The organism is Bacteroidia bacterium (assembly GCA_033391075.1).
Classification (GTDB): domain Bacteria; phylum Bacteroidota; class Bacteroidia; order J057; family J057; genus JAWPMV01.
Genome location: JAWPMV010000001.1, coordinates 6,239,035 through 6,265,081 on the forward strand (window position 1 = coordinate 6,239,035; position 26,047 = coordinate 6,265,081).

Sequence of the window (26,047 nt, forward strand, 5' to 3'; positions counted from 1 at the left end):
TTGTTTCGCGAGATGTGCTCCTTACTTTAGTAAGATGAAAGTCTATAGCCAAATTCTTATCTTCTTCTTTCTAATCCTCTCCGCCTGCAATTTTCAATACCCGGAAGTCAGACAGCTCAGGGAGATAAAATTAAAGGGATACAATCCCCTCACTCAAGAATTGAAATTGAGCTATACGCCTAAAGTTCATAATCCCAATTCCTTTGACATTTGGGTAGATGCCATAGATACAGAAATCATTTTTGACGGAATTTCTCTGGGAAGTACGCATAGTGAAAAGCGTATTGATTTGCCTGCAGGACAAGCCACCGAATTTAGCCTGGATCAAAAAATCAAAGTCCAAAATTTCATCCAACAACTGAAAGGGATCATGAAGAAGGACAGCATCAAAATTGAGCTGGATGGGAAATACAGCTTCAAGGCTTCTGATTATGAGGTAAAGGTCCCATATATTTATGAAACCTACCTTTCTCCGAAAAAAGATTTAGCAAAACTACTTTTAGGATTGTAGGTCAAGAGCAAATTCCCAGGAAGGCATATGGCTCTTACCCGTGAATTCGCCCTTGAAGTATCTTCTTATTTCTTCCTCAGCAAAATCACCCAGTCCTGCTCAGGAGTATTAGGAGCTTCACCCAGATCCTGACTTACATTCCCTTCAACTTCAGCTATACTCCCTTTTTGCAATTCCCCTCCCTTTCGGGGATTATACCAATCAATCGTATAACTCCCCTCGGCTCCACTTAGGTCAATATTCGTGTTTCCTTTAGCAGGCTGATATATCGCATAAATTTCACCCGCTTTCGCCAATACAAAATCATTTTCAGAGGCCGTCAATTCATCCTTATTCTCCATTTCAGCATAAGGAAGATAATTGTTGAAAAAGTCCATGGCATATCGAGTTTGATCCCAGAGGATATCCCGACTTCTCCAATCTTCACAATTCAGGTCATTGTTGGGATGCTGATATCCAAAATACCATTCTACTCCATCAGCCCCTGCCATATAAGCTCCCCATAGAACATCTTGCCGTATGGTGTCATGGCCTGGATCTTGTGCATCTGGTAAAGCTCCTTTATAATGTGGCCCCAATTCATCCATATTGATGAGCCAGGGATGGCCGGCCTCTGCAGATTTTTTGAATATTTCTTTCGCGACTTCATGTACCTTAGCAGGATTCCCTTGTTGGAGAGAAATACCATCCAGGTCCTTAAAGGCTAGTAAAGAATCCAAAATGGGATCGCGATCATGGGGGGATGCATGGGTATGAATAACCAAAAGATTATTCATGGGATCATGGCTATTGATGTAGCGAGCCATCGCTTTTCTCTGAGCATCAGTTTGAGCTTCAGGCGTCCAGTCAGCCGGCCCGTTCTCCTCACCCAGATTCCAGGTAATTCCCAGGTGATGGCCAAAGCGAGCAATCAATTCCCGATAATATAGCTTTCTCAAAGGGCCGGTATTTCCCCCATCAAGAAGCTTTTCATTTTCCGTTTCCTGAGTGATAAAATGAAGGAGAATCCCTTTATCCTGGGCATGCTGAAAAACAATCTCCCACTGATCCAACTTGCTGCAATCAAATCTTTCAAAGTCATCAGGAGCGGTATATGGCCAAACATCTCTTCCATCTCCTTCTATATTCATGGTCAACATATAGATGACATTCATCCCTTTTGAGGCGATATAATTGATGGCCCCAATGATGCCTTTTCCTTTGCCTTCCTGCCAGACAGGATCTCCACTATTCCAATCTGCTTTATGTGCGTCCCAGGTCTTGGTAAAGTCCTTGCTGGTAGCATTGGCATAAGCCTCTCCTGCATCCGGATCATTCTCTTTATCCTTCCAATTGGAAAAGGTATCATCAAATTCCTGATAAGCAAGAAAGTTTTCAGGACTATCTGGTCCCCCTTTCAAAAAATACTTCCCACTGCCCTCATGTCTGAGATAGCGTTTTCCATCATACTGTAAACGTCCGTCCATTCTGAAGCCTTCAGCAGCAGTTGAGGGGATGACTTTAAATGATCCTTTTTGTCCGTCAAAGGCCAAGCCTTCTCCCGCATTGGGGGCATCGCTGATAGCCAGGCCTTCTCCTTTGCCGAAGGAAACCTCATAGTTCCAGACACCTGTAGCATTAGGTCGGAATTTTGCTCGCCAGATTTTGCCTGAAGATGCACTGGATTCCGCAGCATTTCCATCAGCAGCAAAATAACCGGGGATGACATATTCCTTTTCCCCTGATCGAAAAGTAACCCAAAGTCGATAATTCGTAAAAGGATTCTCTTCATCTGCCTCTGAGAGCTCCGTTTCCATAGGTAAATCCAGGCTAAAGAGATCCCATTGTTCCACTTCTTCCAATTCAGGTTCAGGGGTACAGGCTGAAATGAAATAGAAAAGAAATAAAGTCGATAAAATTAGGCTGTAGTTTTTCATTTGTTAGTAATAGTTTTTTGAGGAACTACAAGATAATTCTCTCCCTCTATCCTCCCAAACATAGATTATTTTTAGCAAGAGGCAGACGAAATCCCCTATAAGTACAACTATTCATTTCTTCTTGCCGTCTATCTAAGAAATACCACACCTATGCGAACTATTACCTTACTCATTATCAGTAGCTTAATCTTCCTTTCCAGTCAGGCCCAAATCGGACTTAGTAGTGCACAATGGCAGGAAGACCTCCGATTTTTACAAAGCACGATACATAAAGATTATCCCTTTCTGTTAAAGAAGATCAGCAAGGAAGATTTTGATGCTTCTGTCGAAAAACTCCATGGCGAAATTCCCTCTCTAGAAGAACATGAAATCATTGTTGGTCTAGGCAGAATTGTATCCTCTATCAAATATGGGCATACAGCCATTTCTCTTTCCAGTTGGAATAGCAGCGGTCCGGTGAAATTTCATCGCATACCCGTCAACTTCTACTGGTACAATGATGGCATGCATCTACAGGGAGTTCATAAGAAATATGAAAACACCCTGGGAGCGAAGGTTCTGGAGGTTGAGGGAATACCAATAGAAAAGGCTTTGAAGATGATTTACCCGGTAGTTCCTGCTGAAAATGACCAATACTTCAAGGCATTTGGGATATCAAACCTCGGCATACCCGAAGTTTTGCATGCTCAGAAAATCAGCAATACCCTTAAGCCCAGTATTAGCCTAAAACTAGAAAAAGAGGGTAAAACCTGGGTGCAGGAATTTGAAGCTGCAAAAACCTATGACTATCCGGGTAGCTATAGTCATTTTCAGGAAAAGGGAGATTGGTTGGATGCAAGGGATAATAGTACAGATCCTCTTTACTTAAAGAATCTGGATAAAATCTATTACTATGAATACCTCCCTAAAGATAAAGCTGTTTATGTAAGACAAAGTCAGGTACAGGATGATCCTTCTGCTGATATTCCCACTTTCTATGCGGAGGTGTTTGACTTCATAGAAAAAAATGAGGTAGAGAAATTGATTATTGATGTTCGCTTAAATGGTGGGGGAAATAATTATAAGAATAAGCCGGTAGTGACCGGGATTGTCGAAACAGAAAAGATCAATCAAGTCGGTAAGCTCTTTGTGATCGTCGGCAGACGTACTTTTTCTGCCTGCCAAAACCTGATCAACGAGCTTGATAATTATACCAATGCAATCTTTATCGGAGAGCCCAGCGCTGAGAATATCAATTTTTACGGAGATATCCGACGAATCCTCCTGCCCAATAGTCAAATCCCGGCTCGCCTTTCCTTCGCCTGGTGGCAGGACAAACCCCAATGGGAAAATGGAGACTGGACAGCTCCTCATATTGCGGTTGATATGAGCTATGAAGAGTATGTTTCCAATCAGGATCCGGTTCTCCAGACAGCTTTGGATTTTTCTGATGATAACTTCATCCTTGATCCTATGGATTACCTGACCAAATTGTATGAACAAGGCAAGTTGCAAGAATTAGGAGCCGAAGCAGCCAAATTTGTAGCTGATCCTCGCTATAAGTTTTTCGACTTTGAAGATAAATTCAACCAGGTGGGATACAATCTCTTAGGCGGTCGTCAATTTGAACCTGCTATCATGGTCTTCCAGCTCAATACGCAACTCTTTCCTAAATCCGCTAATGCCTGGGACAGTTTGGGAGAAGCTTATTGGAAAACTGATAATAAAGAGAAGGCAATTGAGTACTATGAAAAAGCTATTAGCCTGGATCCCAAGGGATCAATTGGAGATAATTCCCGAAAGATGTTGAAGGAGATAAGAGGGAAGTAAGAATAGAATACCGAACAAGGAACAAGGATTGGAGAAATGAGAAGGGAATGCTTTAATATGACAAAGTCATTCCTACTGTACGCATGTCATTGCGAGCTCGAAAATCGAGCGAAGCAATCTCCTTAATTCAAAATAGCATTCAGAGTCAAAGAGATTGCTTCGCCTGAAGTTCAGGCTCGCAATGACACTCTTGGTGTTTATTATAGTTTTGATCCCTCTTCAATCGTACACGACCTATTCTTTATTCCTTGAAAAAGCGTATTTTTGCAAAAATCTTTTTGCGGATATGCGTACAGTAGCCTTTCATACTTTGGGTTGCAAGCTCAACTTCTCTGAAACTTCGGCCATCAGTCGGCAGTTTTATGATGCAGGTTTTAGCAAAAGCTCCTTTTCACAGGCAGCTGACGTATATGTGGTGAATACCTGTTCGGTAACCGAAAACGCCAATAAAAAATGCCGCAAAATCATCAAACAAGCACTCAAGCATAATCCTCATGCCTATGTCATTGTAGTAGGTTGTTATGCACAGCTGAAACCCAAAGAGATTTCTGAAATTCCAGGAGTTGATTTGGTATTGGGTGCAGGAGATAAGTTTCGGATTTTTGAGCTGGTTGATGAGTTTTCCAAGGAAGAAAACCCCTGCGTCTACAATAGCCAGATTACAGAAGTAGATAGCTTTGTTGATGCCTATTCACACGGAGATCGCACACGCTCTTTCCTGAAGATTCAGGATGGATGTGATTATAAATGTAGCTTTTGTACCATTCCTTTGGCACGTGGAAGAAGCAGAAGTGATACCATTGAGAATATCCTGGCCAATGCACGTAAATTGGCTGCTCAGGGAGTTCAGGAGATCGTATTGACAGGGGTAAATATTGGTGATTATGGAAAGGGCCTTGAAAGCAAGGATTCTTTTCTGGATGTGGTCAAAGCTTTGGATGAAATTGAAGAAGTCTCTCGTTTTCGCATATCCTCTATAGAGCCCAATCTCCTTTCGAATGAGATCATTCAATTCGTAGCCCAGTCCAAAAGATTTATGCCTCACTTTCATATTCCCCTTCAAAGTGGGAACAATGAATTGCTGGGGAAAATGAGGAGACGCTATCGCAGAGAACTTTATGTAGATAGGGTAAGCGAAATTAAGCGGCTGATGCCCCATGCCTGTATTGGAGTAGATGTGATTGTTGGTTTCCCAGGCGAAACAGATGACCACTTTGAGGACAGCTATATCTTCCTCAATGAGCTTGATATTTCTTATTTACACGTCTTTACCTATTCAGAGCGGGAAAATACATTAGCAGCAGGAATGGAGGGCGTAGTGCCAGTTTCTGTTCGCCATGAGCGTAGCAAAAGACTGCGCATGCTATCTGATAAGAAAAAGAGATTTTTCTATGAGCAGTATGTAGGGGAGGAGAGACCTATTCTCTTTGAAGGAGCAGAGGATAAAGGCGCTATGTTTGGATTCACAGACAACTACATCAAGGTCAAAACAGACTTTGATCCTGAAAAGATCAATCAGATCCAGATTTTTGGAATGGAAGAAGTTAATGCAGAAGGTCTGATGGAGATCAGGAAGCCTGTTGTGCCAGCTTAGCCTGACGAGTTTTATAAAACCAGACTCCCCCTAAAACTGCTGCAAATACAAAAGGCATAGCCAGGAGATAGAGAATCCCAAAATTCAAGCCCGTCCCAACGACCAGATTCCCATTTTCATCTGTAGCTGCTGCTGCTTGCTTACACTGAGAACATTGAGCAAATAGTTCCGCCCCTCTGAAGAGGAGAAGCAGGAGAAGGCTCAAAAAATACTTGATTCTCATATCACAAAGGTACAAGCTATTCTCTTAAAATGGACAAGGGGAGATGAAAAAGTACACCAATACCCCACTTACAGATACATACAACCAAAGCGGAAAGGTAATTCTCGCCAATTTTCTATGTCTGTCATAGGTTTCACTCAAAGCCCTGAATATAGAAAAGGAGGCAAGTGGAATGATAAATACAGACAATCCAATGTGGGAGATAAGGGTGAAATAGTATAAGGCCTTTGGGACTAATCCTTCTGCACAATACACCCTATGCCCTACAGCCAGGTGGTACATAATATAAAAGACAAGAAACAAGGCTGATAGACCAAAGGCTGTCAACATAGCGGTTTTATGCGCCTTGATGTTTCTTTGTTTGATAAAGTAAAATCCTGCAAGTAGCAAAACAGATACTGCCGAATTGATAATGGCTATGATATCTGAAAGGATGCTGGCATCGAAGCCCATATCCAGTTTTATTCCCAGTCTGGGATTCAAGAGGATGCCTACAATCAGTGGTACTGCGATAGAAAGTGTCCAGATGAGTGGGACGTAAACTTTGGGATTATATTTTACTGAGGGAGATTGCATAGGATAGCGTATTCTTAAAACTGGGAGTATTTTAGTTTTCTAGTGTTATAGTTAGCTCAAGTGATAAAACCGCACTAAAACACAACAACACTACAACAACTGTTTATCTTTTCAATTCCTCCGGATACTCCATCCGAATCAGGGCAATGATATCTTCTTGCATCTTGCGTTCGTGGGCGAGATCCGTTCCGATATAGAATTTTCTGAGGCGGCCTTCTTTGTCGAAAAGTCCCACATACTGAGAGGTCTTTTGATAGGCTCCATCTGGTTCATTTCTAAACTTTGGCAGGTCCAAAGCTTTTCCTGCAAAATCATAGATCACAGAATCAGCACCTCGGAGGGTTAGCCAAAATCGCGAATCCAGATTTTCCAGTTTGTCTCGATACGCTTGGACTGAAGCCAGGCTATCCCCTGTGTTTATATTCACAAAACGGACAGCGGGCTCTCTTTCCCAATCGAGGTTTTTATAGGTTCTCTGAAGATTTCCGTGAAGCACCCGTGAAAGTGTATCTTCTTCTAAACTGAAGAAGGATACAAAACAAATCTTGCCGAGGAGATCATCATGTGTGATACTCTCCCCGGCAAGATTTTCAAGGGTAAACTCCGGAAGGCTTCTTATCGTACTATCGCCATTCTCAACCTGATAAACAAAAGGAACACTCTCTCTCACCGGATGCGAGAAATTGTACAAATACAGGTAGATCAGGATTGGTACAATAAATACAGCGATGATAACCGTTTTCGCTGCTCCCGGACTTATAGTCATATTAAATTTTTATCTCTTCTGCAGGATCTGTTTCCAGCACTACAGAATGATAACTAATTGCTTCACTAGATTGTTCGCCCCAATACGTTCCTTCCCAAACAAGACCGATAATCAACCAAAGGATAAATACAAATGGAATCATAATGGTCCAGGCCAGTCTTTTTACCTCATGACCCAGGTGCATAAACTCTGCAACGATCAGGAAGGCTTTGAAGATGGTCAGGATAAAGAAGGTAGCATTCTTGATAGCGATACCGGTTTCAACTCCGAAACCCAGCGTATCTACCAGGAACCATTCCCAGGTGAATGCAATTAAAAACTCAAATGCAGTAAGTGCTGTCAGCTGTAATGCTGTTTTTATTATCGATTTACGAGCGGATGCTCCTCCATCATTTGCGCTTGCGGATGCCATAATTAAGCGATTTGTGCGTGATTAGACCAAATAGAAAACTGTAAATACGAATACCCAAACCAGGTCTACAAAGTGCCAGTAGAGTCCGATTTTCTCTGTCATCTCATAATGACCTCTACGCTCATAGGTTCCTTTGTTCACATTGATCAATAGGATGATGAGCAGAACAACTCCACTAAATACATGGGTTCCGTGGAAGCCTGTAACAAAGAAGAAAAGGTCAGCAAATGCAGGAGGTCCGTATTGATTGGCTTTGAGATTTGCTCCTCCATCAGTCATCATCAGTTCATCTCCTTTAAAAGGAGCAAGCATCACATCGACGTTTTTACCGTCCTGCTTAATCTCATATCCATTATTTAAGCGAAGGCCTGCAATTCCTCCTTCTGTATTCTTTACTGAATAAACCCTTACTCCCAATTTATCATCAAGATTTGGGATGAAGTTTTCCAGCTCTCTGGCTTCTTTTCCGCTGAGGGCATAAGTCCCTGCATGTGTGTGATGAGCATTTTTAAGAATTGCTTTCACAGCAGCTTCATCATCAATGCTTTTTCCATCAATAAATGAGAGAGAACTTACACTGGATGCAGAATGATCATCGCCTTCTCCATGAGGGATCAATTCAACATAACTCAATTCTTTGAGGTCCGGTGTATTTTCACTGAAGCGCTCGACAGGAACGATGGTAGAACCTGTGGGAGTACCAGAAATGAAGTGATACCACTCATAGGCCTGGCAAGAAAGGAAAGCGGTTCCTCCAATGATGGTCCAAAAGACCCATTTGGAAACTTCTTTCTTTGATTTTCTATGTCCCGCTTCCACTGCCAATACCATGGTCACACTACTGATGATCAGGATAAAGGTCATAAGTCCCACGAATACAAGAGGTGCATCCATATGGAAGAACTCATACAGTATCGGAAAGTGGGTAAAGACGGCTTCCGGATTGGCCCAGGCTAATCCTTCGGAAGTAGCGCTCAAACGAATAGCGCCGTATGCAATCAAGAGACCGGAAAATGTAAAGGCATCAGAAACGAGGAAAAACCACATCATGAGCTTTCCGTAGCTCGTGTTGTACATCGGTCGTTCGCCTTCTATCAGTGCCTTTTTATCTACAGTAACGTTTGCCATGAAGCTAAAATATGCTTTTGAAAATGTGGGTGCAATTTAATATAAATGCTCAGAATTTCTAGCCTAAGTCACTACAAATAAGCCTTTTGTCTAAGCTTTTAAGCTGGATTCTGAGTAATCAATAGAAATAAGAACAAGTATATCCAGAGTAAGTCAAGAAAGTGCCAGAAAATTGAGGTCATTTGATAGTCCAAAACCTTCGCTTCCAAAGACTTATAGGGTTTAACAAAAAATTTGGCTGTAAGAAATAAAAAGTATGCAGCCAGCGGCCCTGCAAGTAGCCAGAGTATCCTGACTCCCCATCCCATTCCCGTTGCTTCTTCTGCTCCTTTTGTTACAGCGACTTCCGATCCTTCGACCAGCCACATTTGGTTGGCCCATTCAGCAACATCAAACTCAAAAATCTGACTGACGATATAGTATTCCGTTGCCAGAAAAGCTACTAATATAAAGGCTAATCTTGCCTTTTTCGACAAAGTGAATTGCAGCTTATCCCAATGAGGAGTAATCAAGGTTCTGAACATAATCACAAATAATGCGACTAATCCAGCGATGATATGTGCCCCATGTAGACCTGTGAAAATATAGAAAAAGGACACAGAATTGTCCTGTCTTTCTTTATCCACGAAATACAGGCCACTATCCACCATTTCTTCCCAGGCTCCCCATTGTCCGATTAAGAAGAAAATGCCCAAAACCAGGGTCATTCCCAAGCCTACTAATGCCTGGGTTTCATTCCTTTTCAGGGACCAAACTGCAAACTGCATGGTCACGCTGCTAAAGAGGATTAAACCCAAATTGGTCCATAAGCTGGGAGGCAGGTCAAAAATAATGGGATCAGCAATGAAGGATCGCTGCACCGAGTACGCACTGGTCAGTCCTCCGAAGATCATGATCAATGAGATGATCGACAACCAGAGGGCAAACTTCTGTGGGTGTATGATGTAGCGTTTTTGATCCATTTCAAGGCCCAATGAACTCATTCTTATATAATCTATTTCTTGACTTAAAAAATTAAACGATGGTTTTACTAACCAAATAAAAATGCCAGCTGCGAAAGCGGCAGGTACAAAAAGGAAGCAAACATCAATGCTTTCGCATGCTTGTCTTCCAGGGTTCTATATAGTCTAAAAGCCGGTATGCAAAAGATAATTCCCAATACGACCAATGCGCTCAATCCCCAGGTCCCTGCCAGGCCAGATGACCAGGCAAAAAACACCAATGGAACCATGGTAATGGTATACATCAAAATCAGTGTTGCACTGAATTTTGATTTACCACTAGCAGAAGGAAGCATCTTGAAACCTGCTTTCTTATAATCTTCATCCAATAACCAGGCAATGGCCCAGAAGTGAGGGAATTGCCAGAAGAATTGAAATACAAATAGTATCCATCCTCCCATTCCTATTTCTCCTGTCCATGCTACCCAACCAATCAGCGGGGGAAGTCCTCCGGGAATTGCTCCAATAAAGACCGCAATAGGGGAGACCCTTTTCATGGGCGTATAAACGAATGCATAGGAAAGTAATCCGATAATTCCCAACAGAGCTGCCGGAAGATTAAAGAAGGCTCCAATTAATATGATGCCAATCGCGCCAATAATTATGGAGAAGGTAATGGCTTCTGTATCGTTCAGCCTTTCGGTGGGAAGAGGTCTATCCTGGGTACGCTTCATTTTTGCGTCCAGATCTTTTTCAAATACCTGGTTCAATCCATTTGAAGCACCTGTGATCAATAATCCTCCTAGTCCAATCATAAACAATTGAAGTCCACTTGCAGTTCCTTCAGCTGCAATGGCCAGTCCAAATACTGCAGAAATCGCCACCAAAAATGATAGGCGGAATTTCAGCAATTCCTGATAGCCCTTGACCTTATCTCTAAGGCCATTAGTGGCTAAGGACTTCTTTGTTTCTTTGATTATCATATGCTAATTCCTCTGATCCACTTTCTTCCGAAAGCGTCATCATAATTCTCATTAGTAAAAATTCGGCTCCAAATAATAAGGAAGCCAAAAGAAGATGCGAAGGCTGCATAAATGCCGGTATGCCTAAATGGTGCATCCCCAGTCCCAGAGCTGCTTCCAGGAAAATGAAGCTTCCAATCGCAATGAAGAGATTCTTCAAAATCGCATGGCTTTGGTAAAAGTCTTTCATCTGTATGGCTAGCCACACAAAGACTCCCAAAATTGAATAGTGCCCCAGACTATGCCAGTCATATCCCGTTCCCAACTGAGAGATCCAATTCGCTCTCTCTCCTTCTCCCAATTGCTCTGCCAATAAATCGATCGCTTCTCTCACCTGTGTACCCATGACGATTTGAACCGTAGTTATCACCAAAAGCATAAGTGCTGCCCACTTCAATTTAGCTGGAATATTTCTGCTATATCTTTCCTTCAATTCTCCTTCTCTTGCTTTTAAAATGGCGCTAAGGTAGACTGCGAATATTGCCAAAGCGACAACCATATGCAGGGTAACCATACCCGCCTGCAAGTGTGTTCTGACTACATAAGCTCCAATTCCTCCTTCAACAATCACAAGGAATAAGCCTGCCAGACTCAGGAAAAAAACCGAAGGAACGATTTTTCTCATTCTAAATGAAAGAACTGCTGTGATGATGGAAAAGAATCCCACCAGAACTCCCAGCAAACGATTGATATATTCTACCCAGGTCTTAAAAGCCTCAAAATCAGCTACCTCTCTTCCTGCTACTACAAATTGTGTCTTATAGTCTGTGGGTAGTTGGGAAATATCAGTTGGCGGTACCCATTGCCCAAAACATTTGGGCCAGTCCGGGCATCCCATTCCCGATCCTGTCATTCTCACAATTCCTCCCGCCAGTATGAGCAAAACAATAGCACCTATCGTGATGCTGGCCCAAGTCCGGTATCGCTTCACAATAGGTGCCGTATTGTTATTTGCTTTTTGCAAACCTATTCGTCTTTCTGTTCTACCTCATCAAGGTTTTCAATCGGAACAGAAGGTGTATCTCTTTTTGGAACGGATGGAGCAGGGAAACCTTCTTCGTATTCCACTTCCTCATCAGGAATATGCTGAGGGAGATAGTCTTCTTTGATACCAGGCTTGCTGTATTCGTAAGGTCCACGGTAAACATGTGGGATTTCTCCAGGCCAGTTTCCGTGTCCAGGATTTCTTGGTGTAGTCCACTCCAATGTATTTGCTTTCCATGGATTCAGTGGCGCTTCCTTACCCCAGAAGATACTGGTAACGAAGTTGTAAAGGAAGATGAATTGTGAGAATGCACCGATAATCGCAGCAATTGTGATAAACAAACTTAGATCACCGAAGCCTCCCATGAAATCGAAAGCAGTGTACTTGTAATAGTGGCGTGCTACTCCTCCCAAGCCCATATAGTGCATAGGGAAGAAGACCATATACAAGGAGATAAATGTCAACCAGAAGTGAATATATCCCAAACGTTTGTTCATCATACGACCAAACATTTTCGGGAACCACTGATAGATACCGGCAAAGAATCCGAAGGCAGATGCACTACCCATCACAAGGTGGAAGTGAGCCGTTACGAAATAGGTATCGTGAAGCGGTATATCCAATGCAGCATTACCCAACCAGATACCGGTGATACCTCCCGTGATAAAGAAGGATACCAAACCAATCGCAAAGAGCATCGGCGGGTTAAACTGTATGTTACCTTTCCACAAGGTCGTTATATAGTTAAAGGCCTTGATCGCCGAGGGCACCGCTATCACCAGCGTAAAGAGCATGAATATCGTCCCCAGGAAGGGATTCATACCGGTTACGAACATGTGGTGGGCCCATACAATAAAGGACAGTACTGCAATTGCAAGCATGGAGAGTACCATCGCGCGATATCCGAAGATAGGTTTACGCGAGTGTACAGATATAATTTCAGAAGAAATACCCAGGGCAGGGAGAAGTACAATGTATACCTCGGGGTGGCCCAGGAACCAGAACAAATGCTGGTATAGAATAGGGCTACCTCCCTGATAGTGGAGCAATTCACCTCCTATAAATATGTCAGATAGATAAAAACTGGTACCTGCCAGTCGGTCAAACATCAACAGCAAAGCTGCAGAGAAAAGAACCGGGAAAGAAAGTACTCCCAAAATCGCTGTCAGGAAGAATGCCCATACAGTCAGAGGAAGTTTGTACATATCCATCCCCTGGGTACGCAGGTTCAATACAGTTGTGATATAGTTGATACCTCCTGTCAGAGAAGACACAATGAAAAGTGTCATAGAGATCAACCAGAGTGTCATCCCTGTACCTGAACCGGACATGGCCTGAGGCAATGCACTCAAGGGAGGATAAATCGTCCATCCTCCAGATGCAGGACCGGTTTCAATAAAGAGAGAGCCCAGCATGATCACAGAAGAGGCAAAGAAGAACCAGTAAGAAAGCATATTGATAAAGCCGGAAGCCATATCTCTTGCTCCAATCTGAAGTGGAATCAGATAGTTACTAAAGGTTCCACTCAAACCAGCCGTCAATACAAAGAATACCATGAAGGTACCATGCATAGTAACCAGTGCGAGGTAGAATTCAGGATTGATCTGACCTCCTTCACCCCATTTTCCAAGAAGGGTTTCCAGGAAAGGGAAAGAAGTCTCAGGAAAAGCCAACTGCAGACGGAATAGCGTTGACATGAAAATCCCGAAGATTGCCATGATGATCCCCGTGATCAGGAACTGCTTCGCAATTGTCTTATGGTCCGTACTGAACACATAAGTTGTCAGGAAGCTTCCATGATGATGATCATGGTGATCGTGATGATCATCTGTGTGCGTATCGTGTGCAACTGCAGACATATATCTATTTATTTATCTTTTAATCTATTTAAGGCTGAAGGAAAATGATCTCTCAGCAATTATTGATTCATACTTAGGGTTTCAGCTTCTTCAGCGAAGGCAGCAGCTACGTCTTCAAAATCCTTGTCTGTCAGTCCAAGCGCCATTGCATTTTGCTTAAAGTAAGAAGTCTTACTGGCCAACCAGGAATTGAACTCTTCTTTACTTACCACTTTGATTACTCTTCTCATATTCCAGTGTCCTCCCCCGCAAATCTGCTGGCAAGACATTTCATAATTGAAGTCAGGATTGTTGGTACGCTTACGCATCTCAGTGGTAGTGAGGGTAGGCGTAAAACGGAAGCTCGTAGGCATACCCGGAACAGCATCCATTTTCACCCGAAAGTGAGCAAGGGTAGCACTATGGAGTACATCTCTTGCGCGGATTTGAAGGTCTATGCTATTGTTTACGGGGAAATAAACCGTATCTGAACCTGCAAGTACAACATCATCAAAAGCATATTTGTCATTGACGTTGAATCCAACCTCATTGGTACCCGGTTTGATGAAACCAACTTTAGTTTCTCCAAACTGACCATCAGGACCTGGATATCTGTACGTCCAATCAAACTGCTTTCCTACTACTTCTATAGAAATTTCACCGGGCTTTGGATCGCCCATGGTGATGTCATTCCACACGATGATTCCCTTCCCTACCAACAAAGTCATAACAATTGCAGGTACACCTGTCCAGAGGTACTCCAATTTGTTGTTGTGTGGGTAGTACAGGCCTTTGCGCCCTTCAACTCCTCTGTATTTCCAGGAAAACCAGAAAAGGAGGCTATTGGTAACGAGCACAACCAGGAAAGTAACCCAGATGGTGTTCCACATCATGCTATCCAACGCAACTCCATGCTCGGAAGCAGGATTGTGAAGCAGGATCATTTTGGGATACCATTTCACCATGGAAACTGTTGCCAGAGCCACTCCGCCAATTAAGAAAACCATGAAAAGGCCTCCATTTAGCAGGTTACGGTTCCAGGTTTTGAATGGGTCGATGTCTTTGAGCCTTACCACGAGGTAGAGGTTGACAAAAACCAACAAGACCACAAACACCAACAGGCCCTGAATTATACTTATGATACTTTGCGAATCCATAAAAACTTAACTCCTAAGTGGAATATATTGTTGACTAAATATATGCTTTTTTATATATCCTTTCCTTATACTGGTCCGGTCGTATGGTGCAAGCTTTCTTCCAGGTATGGATGATTGATTGGCGCCAAATTAGCCTTGGTCAGAGAAGAGAATACAACATACAGGAAAATACCAGCGAAAGTCAGGAAGAAACCGATTTCCATCAGTCCCATATCCCAGTAGCTTTCCATTGCTCCAGGCATAATGATCACAAAAAGATCCAACCAGTGGCCGATCAATGCGATGATTGCGATAGGAACGAAATACTTGGGAATTCTTTTCGCATTTCTACTCATTAAGCCAAAGAAAGGAATAACGAAGCAGAGCAAAATGTTCAAGAAGAACAATACGTTGAAATTACCTCCTACATAAATCGGTGAGTCAGTAATGTAACGCTTGATATAGTAAACACCTTCTTCCGGAATATTTGAGTACCAGATCAGAATCAACTGAGCTACAAAAATGTATCCCCAGAATACGGTGAATCCAAATGCATACTTAAAGATGTCGTGGAAATGAGAATCATTGGTAAACTGCATATATCCCTGACGCTTCAGGAACAAGAGCAAAAGACCCAGGGTAAACATAGAAGCTTTGAAAGAAGCTCCAAAGATATAAACCCCATAGATTGTACTGAACCAGTGAGGCTCAAGAGACATCAACCAATCTACTGCCCAAAGACAGTAAGAGAAGGCAAAGAAGAATACGAAAGCAGCTGAGATCTGAGTAGTTCTCTTGAAGTGAGAGATGTTTTCAGCGCTACCTTCAGAATCCTGGGCAATAGAAAGTCTTCTCAGATAAATAGCTGCTCCAATCCAAACAACAAAGTAAACGATGTTGCGGGTGATGAAGCTGCCTTTATTCAAAAAGCCTTCTTTAGCCTTGAGAATTTCGTCTCCTTCTGGTATATGTGTCCATTCATACAGTCCGTCCAGGAAGAAGAACAAGACAACCAGGGTAAGTGCTCCTATGGGCACATACATAGTCATGGCTTCTGATATTCTTCTTACAGCTGTGTGCCAGCCTCCGTTTCCTACCTGGTGAACGGCGAGAAAGAACATAGCTCCCATAGCGAGAGTCATGAAATATACACTACAAAGCAGGAAGTTTGCCAACAGGCGAGTGCCAGTGGTTTTGACATGATGTCCTCCGTGCCCTGCATCATCGGCAGTATCTGCAACCGGTTGAATAGTACTTGCGATATGCTCAAGTTCAACATGAGCATCCGGACCTGCCTTACTGGTGGCCTCACCAGCGACAAAGTATCCGGCAAATAACAAGAGAAGTCCAACACCGATCAGACCATAAACGATGTTCCTAACGCGAGTTGAAAATTCAAAGCGCTGGGTTAACTGTTCTGGAGTATAGTGTACGTGTGCCAAGATTTCTAATTTTTTAAGCGAATATTCTATTTAAAGAGTGTTTGATCTTCTCACACTCACTTATTCTTGTTCCTGAAATTTCTGGATGTAGCAGATCACTTCCCAGCGCTGCTGCGGGCTCAATTGAGATGCATAAGATCCCATATTGTTCTTTCCATAAGTAAGGGTGTGGAACATCTTACCGGCAGGAAGTTCTTTGAGAGCTGCACTATTATATGCAGGAGGAGGCGCATAGGCTCCTTTTGTTACCAGGCTTCCCTGTCCTTTTCCATTGGGACCATGACAAACGATACACATGATCTCATAGGTTTCTTTTCCTCTTTGGAAAGTAGCCTCTGTACAGTTAAGCCCATCATCATTGATCGCAGGATCAGAAAGGGGACTTGTTACTTCAGCAGATGCCTCATAGCCTTCAAAGGTATTTTCAAGATGGTAAGGCTTGAAATTCTCTCCTCTATACCAGGACTCTCCTCTTGGAACCGTACCAGCAGGAGCGGTTTGCGCAGCAGTTTTGCTATCGAAGCCATTTCCTGTAAAGTATTTTACTGTATCCAATCCTTCTGGAAGCGCGCTATAGTTCCCACCTGTATTCGTAGAATAAACAGTTTGAGAATAAGGCTCCAGCGGGAGAGAGTTGTACATGTTGGGTGAGTACTCAATGTTTCTCACAGATTTATCATTATAACAACCTGTAAGTCCCAGTCCTACAAGGACGAGGGCGAGTACGAGTGTGTATGTATATCTGAAGGCTTTCATATTTTGTCTACTTCTTTTTCTGTGATCTCATAAGCACCAGTGTCAGCAAAAATCTGACGAACCGCTGCTTCATCATCCAGCTTTTTCTTATCAATCGCAACTACGAAAACATCATCTGTTTGACGGTCATCCATCAAAACAGCCTTTTTACCCGGCCAATAACGACCTACTATAAAGAAGGTCAATACCATACCATGAGCTGCGAAAAGTACAGTCAACTCAAAGGTAATGGGCACTGCATCCGGATAGGCGAGAGAGGGCTTACCACCGATATTCATCGGCCAGAGAACTCCGTAAATAAGTCCCATCATGGTAAGAGCTGTCATCGCTCCCATACATCCATAAATGAATGAAGCAACTGAGAGACGGGTACGCTTGATTCCCAGATATGGCTCAATACCATGAACCGGGAAAGGAGTGTACACATCATATATCAACTGTCCCTTTTTCTGAAGAGCTGCGAGGCCTTCAAGAAGTGCGTCAGGGTTCCAGTATTTTCCAAGCAAAAAATCCTTTTTCATCTATCTTCTTTTTGCGATGTTTCTTAATGATTAGTCAAAAAGCTTCTTTATGATTTCACTGTAACTTCCAGATCAACCGGCTTCTTAGGATTCCGTACCAGCGTTTTCACCTCGAAGATGTTTACAACCGGAAGGAATTTTGAGAAGAGTAGATACAGGGTAAAGAATACTCCAAAGAATCCGATGAGGATTCCATACTCGGTAATGGTTGGTGTGTACATTGTCCAGCTGGAAGGCAGGAAGTCCTGATGCAGCGAGGTTACAATGATCACGAATCGTTCGAACCACATCCCAATGTTCACGAAGATGGACATGATGAATGTTACCGTCATATTGGTTCTGATCTTCTTGAACCAGAAAAGCTGAGGAACAATCATGTTACAGGAGAACATTATCCAGTATGCCCAGGCATAAGGCCCAAATGCACGGTTGATGAAGATGTAGCGTTCCCACATCACACCTGAGTACCATGCAGTAAAGAACTCAGTCATATAGGCGAAACCAACCAGGGTACCTGTAGCCAATACGATTTTCGCAATTGACTCCATGTGGTCCATGGTGATGTAATTTTCTAGCTTGTAAACTTTGCGGGTGATGATCATCAGGGTTTGTACCATACCAAATCCTGAGAAGATCGCTCCTGCCACGAAGTAAGGAGGGAAGATGGTGGTGTGCCATCCGGGGATCACCGAGGTAGCAAAGTCCATACTTACGATGGAGTGTACAGAAAGTACCAGAGGAGTTGCAAGACCAGAAAGGATCAGAGAAACAATCTCAAAGCGAGACCAGTTTCTGGAAGAACCTTCCCATCCAAAACTAAGTGCTCCATAAACAGCAGCTCCTATCTTTTTACCTTTCTTAGCCAGTCTATCTCTTAGGGTTGCAAAATCAGGAATCATACCTAGATACCAGAAGACCAATGAAACGGTCAGATAGGTAGAAATAGCAAAAACGTCCCAGAGAAGCGGAGAATTGAAGTTTACCCAGAGAGATCCACGTGTATTGGGCAGAGGTCCGAACCAACCGGCCAACCAGGGACGCCCCATGTGAATAATTGGGAAAGCACCCGCACAGATTACAGCGAAAATAGTCATCGCCTCAGATGCACGGTTGATGGAGTTTCTCCATTGCTGTCTGAAAAGTAACAATACCGCAGAAATCAGGGTTCCTGCGTGACCAATACCTACCCAAAATACGAAGTTGGTAATGTCAAATGCCCAACCTACGGTAGGATTGAGGCCCCAGGATCCGATACCTTCCCAGACGGTCCAACCAATGAAGGCAAAACCCATGGTCATTACGGCAGCAGAGAAGAGTGTTCCCAGCAACCACCATTTGTTGGGTTTGGCTTCGATGGGAGCAAAAACATCATCGGAAACCTGCTTATAATAGTCTGTATTTGTGACCCATTTCTGTCTAATGGGTGATTCAACGTGGCTCATATCAGCTTAGTTATGGATAGCTTTATGAATATATTTCGTTATGTTTTTCTTCTTTGATCTCTTCATACTCAGCTTCGGTTCTGTTACGAACTTTGGTGAGGTATGCAACTGAAGAGAGAGTCTTCACTTCTTCCAGTGCGAGGTACTTACGCTCATTATCTTCGCTCCAGAGTTTAGAGATTTCGCTTTCGGGATCATTTCTGTCTCCGAATACGATAGCTCCAGTTGGGCAAGACTGCTGACAAGCGGTGTATCCGCGGAAGTTAGGCTCGGGTTTAACCAGAGATGAACCCTGATTAACCTTGGCGCGAAGTTTAGCCTCCTGCAAACGTTGTACACAGAAAGAGCATTTTTCCATTACTCCTCTAAAGCGTACTGTTACATCTGGATTCAGAACCAAACGACCGAGATCATTGTGGGCTGGGTTGATGTCTGTAAACTGCTCACCATTGGTATAGTTGAACCAGTTGAAGCGACGAACTTTGTATGGGCAGTTGTTGGCACAGTAACGTGTACCTACACAGCGGTTGTAAGCCATTTGGTTCAGGCCTTCATCACTGTGGATGGTAGCCAATACCGGACAAACTGTCTCACAAGGAGCATTATCACAGTGCTGACACATCATCGGCTGGAATACAGTATCCGGATTTTCAGGATTTCCGCTGTAGTAACGGTCGATTCGCATCCAGTGCATGGCACGACGATCCATTACTTCTTGCTTACCTACAACCGGTACGTTGTTTTCAGCCTGGCAACTTACTACACATGCACCACAACCTGTACATTTGTTGAGGTCGATGGCCATGGCCCAGTGAATCCTCCGCATAGTAGCAGGATCATCAAAGTGAGACTCCCAGAGAGAAAGCAGGTGCTTTTTCTTGTCTTTGTATTTACTTTGAGATTCTCTGTAGTCGTTTTCTGCGTCAGGAGCACTTTTATAAAGCGGAAGAACGGTTTCTTTGATGATCTCCTCTGTTCTGTCTGCATCTTCTTCCATTCCAAAGCTCTTCATGACTCCTACGAGGCTTTTGTCATAGGTATAATCATGTTCCTGAGCGAGTGCAAGTGGATATTTTCCACCTGTTTTGCTGATAGAAACTTTGGCTCCGTTGTTCAGGGTGTAAGCATTTACTCCACCTACTTTCGCAGCTACTTTACCAGCAGCTTCTCCATCTCTTCCATATCCCAGAGCGATACCAATGGTACCGGCAGCCTGACCTGTCTGAACATAAGCAGGAAGCGTGATATCTTCTGCTCCGGCTCCACTGATTGATATTTTATCTCCATGCTTGATGCCATTTGCTTCGGCATAAGCGAAAGGAATTGTTACATAGTCATCCCAGGTAACGCGGCTGATTGGATCAGGCATTTCCTGCAACCATGGATTGTTTGCATATGTTCCATCACCGATACCTACTTTAGCATAAGTGATCAACTCGAACTGATCTTCAGAACCTCCACCGGATTGAGCAGCGCTGGCAGCAGCAGGAATTCCTTCTGCATTGAAAACCGCCACTTCTGTAGATGCAGGCATAGAATAAAGACCTTTACGCAGGGTTTCATCCCAATCTTCCTCCAAAGGACTGATGATCAGACCTTCCCATTGCCCTCTCATATAGCCATAAAAATCCTGATCAGATCCCATCCATTTCAGAACAGAATCCTGAGCCTGGCGAGTATCAAAAATCGGGTGGATAGTTGGCTGAACAAGACTAAAGTTAGTCGCTGTTTGCTGAGCATCGCCCCATGATTCCAAATAGTGATGATCCGGAGTATGGTACTTACATGCTTTTGAAGTTTCATCATCTGTATTCGAGAAGGAAACAGATACGGCTACATTTTTCAAAGCGGCAGCCAGATCAGCACCCATGGCGTGATCGTATACCGGGTTACAGTTGTAGATAAATACTGCATCTACGCCTCCTCCTTTGATTTCCTGTACAAGGGCAGCCATTGCCTCGTCATCTCCCTGCTTCATGTGGCTGGGATTTGCGATGTCAAGGGTAGAACCGTAGTTGCCGAGCATCTCATTGATACCCGCTACCAGCATTTGGTGGTTGGCATCATTGCTTCCGCAAACAACTAGAGATTCTCCACGAGCAGCTGCTAATTCGTCAGCAATTTTGTCAAGGAGGTTTCCACCTACGTTGAAACTGCTTCCACCGGGAAGTTCTCCTTTTCCGGTTTTGCGAGCTACCTTATTATATAGAGAGGTCAAGGCTTTCCCCATATTGCTTGGCTGGATGGTCGCACGCATATCCGCGTTTGCACCTGTCAAACTCAACAGAGACTCTACCTGGAAATGACGAGACATCCAGGCTCCGTCAGGATTACGGCCTTTGGTATATTGAGAAGAAAATTCTACCGGTGAAACCCAGGTTCCCAGGAAATCACAGGCAAAACTTGCTATAACTTTCGCTTTGTCGAATTGGTAGGAAGGAATAGCTCTTGTACCAAATCCACTTTCATGTGCCTTAGCCAAAGCAGAAGCAGACAGGGCATCGTAAGTTACGTGCTGTCCATCTTCAAATTCTCCCAGGAATTCTCCGAAAAGGGCTTTCGTACTAGGACTAAGAATTGTACCAGATAAAACTCTGACTTTTCCTCCATTGGCTTTGATATCTGCCATAGCTTTTGCCATGTCTGTATCAATCGCTCCCCAGTCCGTCAAACTTCCGCCTGACTTGGGAGCTTTTGCACGAGCCTGATCGTAGAGACTCAATACAGTAGCCTGACCAATGGCATCTAAGCCTCCGTTGGTAAGACGGGAATCAGGATTACCTTCCAGTTTGATCGGACGACCTTCGCGGGTCTTAACCATAACCGGAATTCCACCTGGTGTAGTAGAAGAATACCAGTTAGCAACACCGGGAATGATGTCCTGAGGTTTCTCTACATAAGGAATGGCTTTTTTTACCGGCCCTTCTACACATGCAGAAAGGGTTGCGGCAGTAATACCAAACCCTAACATTTTCATGAAATCCCTACGGTTCGCGCTAAGGTTCAGGTCTTCATCCTTAACATTTTCCAATGTCTGAGACATTGGGATATCGGTAGGAAACTCCTTCCTCGCCTCTTCCAGATATTCAGGAGTTTGTTTTAGCTCATCTATACTTTTCCAGTACTTGGGCTTGTTCATCTAATATCAGTTTTTATATCGAAGTATTGCCCGAATAACATCCGGGCAATAATCATTTTATTATTAATAATGACATCTCGCACAATCCAGTCCTCCCATGTCAGCTACGGTATAGTCAGTAGGTTCTCCCAGGACTTTGACTTTTTCATTTCTGTGGCAGTTGATACACCAACCCATACCGAGGTCTGAGTATTGATAAACAACTTCCATTTCCTCAACCGGTCCGTGGCAGGTCTGGCATTCCAGATTACCCACAACTACGTGTTGGGCATGGTTGAAATAAGCATGATCGGGGATGTTGTGAATACGAATCCATTCGATAGGCTGCTGTTCGTATCCCTCTATATAGGCTACTTCTTCCGGATCCCAACCTACAGCTTTGTAGATTTTTGCGATTTCCGGTGAGATATCATTATCTCCCATGGCATCAGGATGACGCTCTGTAGGCTCATGACGATTGTAGATAGCCTTGTGGCAATTCATACAGACATTGACTGAAGGAATCCACGCACTCTTACTCTTGGTAGTACCTGTGTGGCAATACTTACAGTCAATTTCATACTCTCCTGCATGAATTTTGTGGCTGAAGTTGATCGGCTGCTCAGGCATGTATCCCTGGTGCAGGCCGACTGTTCTTGCTTCCATGATGGTTTTGGCTAAACCTCCTACCAAAACAAAGACCGTAATCAGGGTGATCACGAATTTGTTTTGCAGCATGGCTTTGCTGGTTTCCATCACATTGGCAAACTCGAAAGGCTCTTTGCCTTCTTTCGACCGAACTGAAGTAACCAAAATCGCAGCGATTACTACGAGGAGTAAGGCAACGATGAACAAAGCTGCGATCAGCGTAAGCAATCCATAGTAGATCGTAGGATCTGCAAACGGATCAGTAGGCTGTCCAGCTACATTATTAACTGTATTTACAGGAGCTTTTGGCTCAGACTCCACCTTGATGTAGGCAAGAAGGTTTGAGATATCCTGATCCGTAAAAGTAGGAAAGGCATTCATGGCAGCTTTATTATTAGCTTCCCATAATGCGATCGCCTTGGCGTCTTTGTCAACAAAGATCATCTTGGGCGAATTACGAATCCAGCTTCCCAACCATTCCTCATCACCCGCATACTTGGTATGAATGTCTTTCAACATCGGTCCAGTGCCCTTACGGGTCACGGCGGGGTGGCAGGTCGTACAGTTAGCTTTGAAAAGGGTCTCTCCTTGAGTAGCATCTCCACTAGCGACTGAGATTTGAGCTGAAATCGGTGTCGCAGTAGCGAGAAGAAAGAAGAGGGTCAAACTTGTGAGTATGTTAACCCAGGGTTTGCATCTCATAGGTATGTCGTGTTAATGACGCTCGTGTGTGAGTTAAATCCACAATTTGAATGACGTAATGGGTCAATTCAAATTTCGGCTCGCAAGTTAATACAGCTATTATTTAGGTCAAAGTTGTTTAGAGGAAAGAAATCGTGTTTTTCCTACATTTAGAACCGTTCTAAATAACATTTTCTGATTTTCTACGTTTAGGGCCTTCTTTTCAATGAAAGCAAGTCTCTCTTTTTTGAGGAAATATCCGTCACAAGGGCATTTTTCCTGTACAGTTCGGGCCTTTTGTTCTATGCCAAATCTTCGGTGTTTCAACAACAATTTCAGGCAATGATTTTTATCATTTATCTCCAAAAACATCCATTTATTATAAGGGTTTAAGAAAAATATATCGTATGAATAAGTTGAAAGGATTTTCAATCAAAAAAGGAAGAAAGAAGAATTCTGGCATGGGAAGGATCAGGAATTTCATCAAATACACTCATCGCTGATTTTTTAGCTAATTTTGCAGCAGATACAAGACAGAGCCAGTTTTTAACAATTGCTATGAATACAGAAATGCTGGATGTATTGATTGTAGGCGGAGGCCCAATCGGGCTTGCCTGTGGAATAGAAGCCCAGAGAAGAAAACTATCTTATCTGATCATTGAAAAGGGTTGCCTGGTAAATTCGATTTATCATTACCCTACCAATATGACCTTTTTTTCTACCTCCCAGAAAATCGAGATCGGAGGGGTACCTTTTGTTTCTCATCAAGACAAACCCAATCGGAGAGAAGCCTTGGAATATTACCGCAGAGTTTATGATACCTATGAACTAGATATTCATACTTATGAACGGGTATTAAATGTGGAACAGGAAGGGGAGCATTATAAAGTAGAAAGTACAAAGGGGATCTATCGAAGTAAAAGTATTGTCATAGCGACCGGTTTTTTTGATCATCCCAATTTGATGGATGTTCCGGGGGAGGATTTGCCGAAAGTAAAGCATTATTTTGACGATCCTCACCCTTATATAGGACATAAGGTCCTCGTAGTCGGAGGTGCAAATTCAGCCATAGATGTGGCTCTAGAATGCTGGCGAAAAGGGGCAGAGGTTAGCTTGGTTCATAGAGGAGAAGGAGTCGGTAGGCGGGTGAAATACTGGGTAAAACCGGATATAGAAAACAGAATCAAAGAGGGTTCTATCAAGGCCTATTTTGAAAGTACAGTAAAAGAGGTTTCTGAAGATCATGTCACTCTCAATACCCCTGAAGGGGAAGTCGAAGTAGAAAATGACTTTGTACTGGCTATGACAGGATTTAAACCGGACTATAGTTTTCTAGGAAAGATTGGTCTGGAGTTTAGTTCGGATGACCTAAAGATGCCTGTAAGAGACGAAGAGACCTTTGAGAGCAATCTTCCCAATGTATTTCTGGCCGGAACGGTCTGCGGAGGCATGCAAACCAATAAGTGGTTTATTGAGAATTCGATTGAGCATGCGAGTACCGTTATGGAGGAAATCAGAAAAAGAATATAGGCGCTGATGGGTATCAGCGCCTTGAAAAAAGAATATTTTTAGGTTATCTGCCGAGGGAGTAATCATCGCTTAGGAATTATTCTTCCAATACTTCCATAAAAATTCTGAAGCCAAGCTGAGCAGAAGGCTCCTCATAGCTTTCCTGACTATTGATCCGTAGGTAGTATCCTGTACTATTCCAGCTCCCTCCTTTGGCGATACCCGGACGATCTATCATTTCAGATACATTTCCTGCCATATGATAAATTCCCCAGGGATTAGGGGTAAAAGATCGAACGGGAGCTGTGAGCATATACCCATCTGCAGTATAATCGATTCCTTTCCCTACAATAATACTCTCCCCTGTATTGATATCTTGTTGGATAAAGCTTTGGTCAATGACTTTAAAATTCGCCCTGGGCAGTCCTTTCTTGTCAAAAGCCCAACCGGGTTTTCCCACTCCTTTCAGTACATCCCAGGGAAATTTGGTATCTACCAGATCAGCTGTTGCCGCTTTTTCCCATTCTTCCTCTGTAGGCAAACGAAATAATACCTTATTAAAAGGAACATAAGAATCATCTTGATTATTGATTACTTCTGTCAGCCATTCGCAATAGGCTTTTGCTCCCTCATGACTTAGTCCCACAGCCGGATATTCATAAAATGCGGGATGGCTGGTATAGTTTTCTTTAACCGGGTCAAAATTTTTGAAGCCTTTTGACCAAACGGTGGTATCCAGGGCATACTTTTCTGCCATTTCCTGGGGAATGTCATGGAGAAACTCTTTGTAATTGATTACAGAAACTTCTGTTGCATGGGCATAGAGCTTTTCATCGATCTGTTTCCATTGGTTTTTGAATTTGGCTTTGGCGCCGGGGTAGAAAGCACTGGAAATAAATAGGAGTGCACAGAGTAGGGCTGGGCTGCTGATCTGGAGTAGTTTTTTCATGTTGAGTGAATTTTTTATTCATAATAGCGGGAGGCTGAAAAGTTACAGGCTCTTCCGGGACCCTTCCGCCACAAGCCCGTTTCCCTCAAGAAGGAAACGACCCGCATATGGCAGTTCCGAGCAG

Annotated in this window: 22 protein-coding genes; 4 read left to right on the forward strand and 18 right to left on the reverse strand. The window is 43.3% G+C overall.

Translation table 11 applies throughout. The features are described 5' to 3' along the window. Positions 1–34 precede the first annotated feature (34 nt). Positions 35–511: an LEA type 2 family protein gene (locus R8P61_24945; protein ID MDW3650346.1), complete on the forward strand. Its 477-nt coding sequence runs from the start codon at positions 35–37 to the stop codon at positions 509–511. 65 nt (positions 512–576) lie between these two features. Here the strand turns inward: R8P61_24945 and R8P61_24950 are convergent, their stop codons facing one another. Beyond that, positions 577–2,427, reverse strand: coding sequence for a DUF5060 domain-containing protein (locus tag R8P61_24950; protein MDW3650347.1), 1,851 nt, complete (start codon positions 2,425–2,427; stop codon positions 577–579). A gap of 150 nt (positions 2,428–2,577) precedes the next feature. Here R8P61_24950 and R8P61_24955 point away from each other — a divergent pair, with 150 nt between their 5' ends. Then, positions 2,578–4,236, forward strand: coding sequence for a tetratricopeptide repeat protein (locus tag R8P61_24955; protein ID MDW3650348.1), 1,659 nt, complete (start codon positions 2,578–2,580; stop codon positions 4,234–4,236). 286 nt (positions 4,237–4,522) lie between these two features. Continuing rightward, entirely contained in the window at positions 4,523–5,830 is a 1,308-nt protein-coding gene (mtaB, locus tag R8P61_24960; GenBank protein MDW3650349.1) for a tRNA (N(6)-L-threonylcarbamoyladenosine(37)-C(2))-methylthiotransferase MtaB, read from the forward strand. Here mtaB and R8P61_24965 read toward each other — a convergent pair. From R8P61_24965 to R8P61_25040, 16 genes are all read right to left on the reverse strand, one after another. Continuing rightward, on the reverse strand, positions 5,805–6,053 hold the full coding sequence (locus tag R8P61_24965; GenBank protein MDW3650350.1) for a hypothetical protein: 249 nt from the start codon (positions 6,051–6,053) through the stop codon (positions 5,805–5,807). The genes mtaB and R8P61_24965 overlap by 26 nt on opposite strands. A 24-nt stretch (positions 6,054–6,077) precedes the next feature. Continuing rightward, complete coding sequence (locus R8P61_24970) at positions 6,078–6,629, reverse strand: DUF420 domain-containing protein (protein ID MDW3650351.1); 552 nt, start codon at positions 6,627–6,629, stop codon at positions 6,078–6,080. 103 nt (positions 6,630–6,732) lie between these two features. After that, positions 6,733–7,395: a hypothetical protein gene (locus R8P61_24975; protein ID MDW3650352.1), complete on the reverse strand. Its 663-nt coding sequence runs from the start codon at positions 7,393–7,395 to the stop codon at positions 6,733–6,735. Between the two features lies 1 nt (position 7,396). After that, complete coding sequence (locus tag R8P61_24980; protein ID MDW3650353.1) at positions 7,397–7,807, reverse strand: cytochrome C oxidase subunit IV family protein; 411 nt, start codon at positions 7,805–7,807, stop codon at positions 7,397–7,399. 21 nt (positions 7,808–7,828) lie between these two features. Next, a complete protein-coding gene (locus tag R8P61_24985) occupies positions 7,829–8,935 on the reverse strand; it encodes a cytochrome c oxidase subunit 3 (protein ID MDW3650354.1) in 1,107 nt (368 codons plus the stop codon). A 98-nt stretch (positions 8,936–9,033) separates the two neighbouring features. Next, positions 9,034–9,918, reverse strand: coding sequence for a cytochrome c oxidase subunit 3 (locus tag R8P61_24990; protein ID MDW3650355.1), 885 nt, complete (start codon positions 9,916–9,918; stop codon positions 9,034–9,036). 47 nt (positions 9,919–9,965) lie between these two features. Next, positions 9,966–10,859 carry a heme o synthase gene (gene cyoE / locus R8P61_24995; GenBank protein ID MDW3650356.1) on the reverse strand — a complete coding sequence of 298 codons (894 nt, stop codon included), beginning with the start codon at positions 10,857–10,859 and terminating at the stop codon, positions 9,966–9,968. Then, on the reverse strand, positions 10,822–11,862 hold the full coding sequence (locus tag R8P61_25000) for a COX15/CtaA family protein (protein MDW3650357.1): 1,041 nt from the start codon (positions 11,860–11,862) through the stop codon (positions 10,822–10,824). Before R8P61_25000 ends, cyoE begins: the two co-directional genes overlap by 38 nt. A gap of 2 nt (positions 11,863–11,864) precedes the next feature. Further along, the gene (locus tag R8P61_25005) at positions 11,865–13,742 is read right to left on the reverse strand and encodes a cbb3-type cytochrome c oxidase subunit I (protein ID MDW3650358.1); all 1,878 of its coding nucleotides are present in this window, start codon (positions 13,740–13,742) and stop codon (positions 11,865–11,867) included. A 59-nt stretch (positions 13,743–13,801) separates the two neighbouring features. Beyond that, the gene (locus R8P61_25010; GenBank protein MDW3650359.1) at positions 13,802–14,878 is read right to left on the reverse strand and encodes a cytochrome c oxidase subunit II; all 1,077 of its coding nucleotides are present in this window, start codon (positions 14,876–14,878) and stop codon (positions 13,802–13,804) included. A gap of 65 nt (positions 14,879–14,943) precedes the next feature. Next, the gene (locus tag R8P61_25015) at positions 14,944–16,299 is read right to left on the reverse strand and encodes a hypothetical protein (GenBank protein ID MDW3650360.1); all 1,356 of its coding nucleotides are present in this window, start codon (positions 16,297–16,299) and stop codon (positions 14,944–14,946) included. Between the two features lie 60 nt (positions 16,300–16,359). Next, positions 16,360–17,055 (reverse strand): cytochrome c, encoded by a 696-nt coding sequence (locus tag R8P61_25020; protein MDW3650361.1) that lies wholly within the window; start codon positions 17,053–17,055, stop codon positions 16,360–16,362. Then, positions 17,052–17,576 carry a DUF3341 domain-containing protein gene (locus R8P61_25025; GenBank protein ID MDW3650362.1) on the reverse strand — a complete coding sequence of 175 codons (525 nt, stop codon included), beginning with the start codon at positions 17,574–17,576 and terminating at the stop codon, positions 17,052–17,054. Before R8P61_25025 ends, R8P61_25020 begins: the two co-directional genes overlap by 4 nt. Positions 17,577–17,623: 47 nt before the next feature. Next, positions 17,624–19,018, reverse strand: a complete 1,395-nt coding sequence (nrfD, locus tag R8P61_25030; GenBank protein MDW3650363.1) for an NrfD/PsrC family molybdoenzyme membrane anchor subunit — start codon at positions 19,016–19,018, stop codon at positions 17,624–17,626. 22 nt (positions 19,019–19,040) lie between these two features. Further along, entirely contained in the window at positions 19,041–22,157 is a 3,117-nt protein-coding gene (locus R8P61_25035; GenBank protein MDW3650364.1) for a TAT-variant-translocated molybdopterin oxidoreductase, read from the reverse strand. A 63-nt stretch (positions 22,158–22,220) separates the two neighbouring features. Further along, entirely contained in the window at positions 22,221–23,486 is a 1,266-nt protein-coding gene (locus R8P61_25040; GenBank protein ID MDW3650365.1) for a c-type cytochrome, read from the reverse strand. A 537-nt stretch (positions 23,487–24,023) separates the two neighbouring features. Here R8P61_25040 and R8P61_25045 point away from each other — a divergent pair. Continuing rightward, complete coding sequence (locus tag R8P61_25045) at positions 24,024–24,995, forward strand: YpdA family putative bacillithiol disulfide reductase (GenBank protein MDW3650366.1); 972 nt, start codon at positions 24,024–24,026, stop codon at positions 24,993–24,995. A gap of 76 nt (positions 24,996–25,071) precedes the next feature. On the opposite strand, the gene R8P61_25050 is transcribed toward R8P61_25045, so the two are convergent. Beyond that, entirely contained in the window at positions 25,072–25,923 is an 852-nt protein-coding gene (locus tag R8P61_25050) for an SUMF1/EgtB/PvdO family nonheme iron enzyme (GenBank protein MDW3650367.1), read from the reverse strand. Positions 25,924–26,047: the final 124 nt, after the last annotated feature.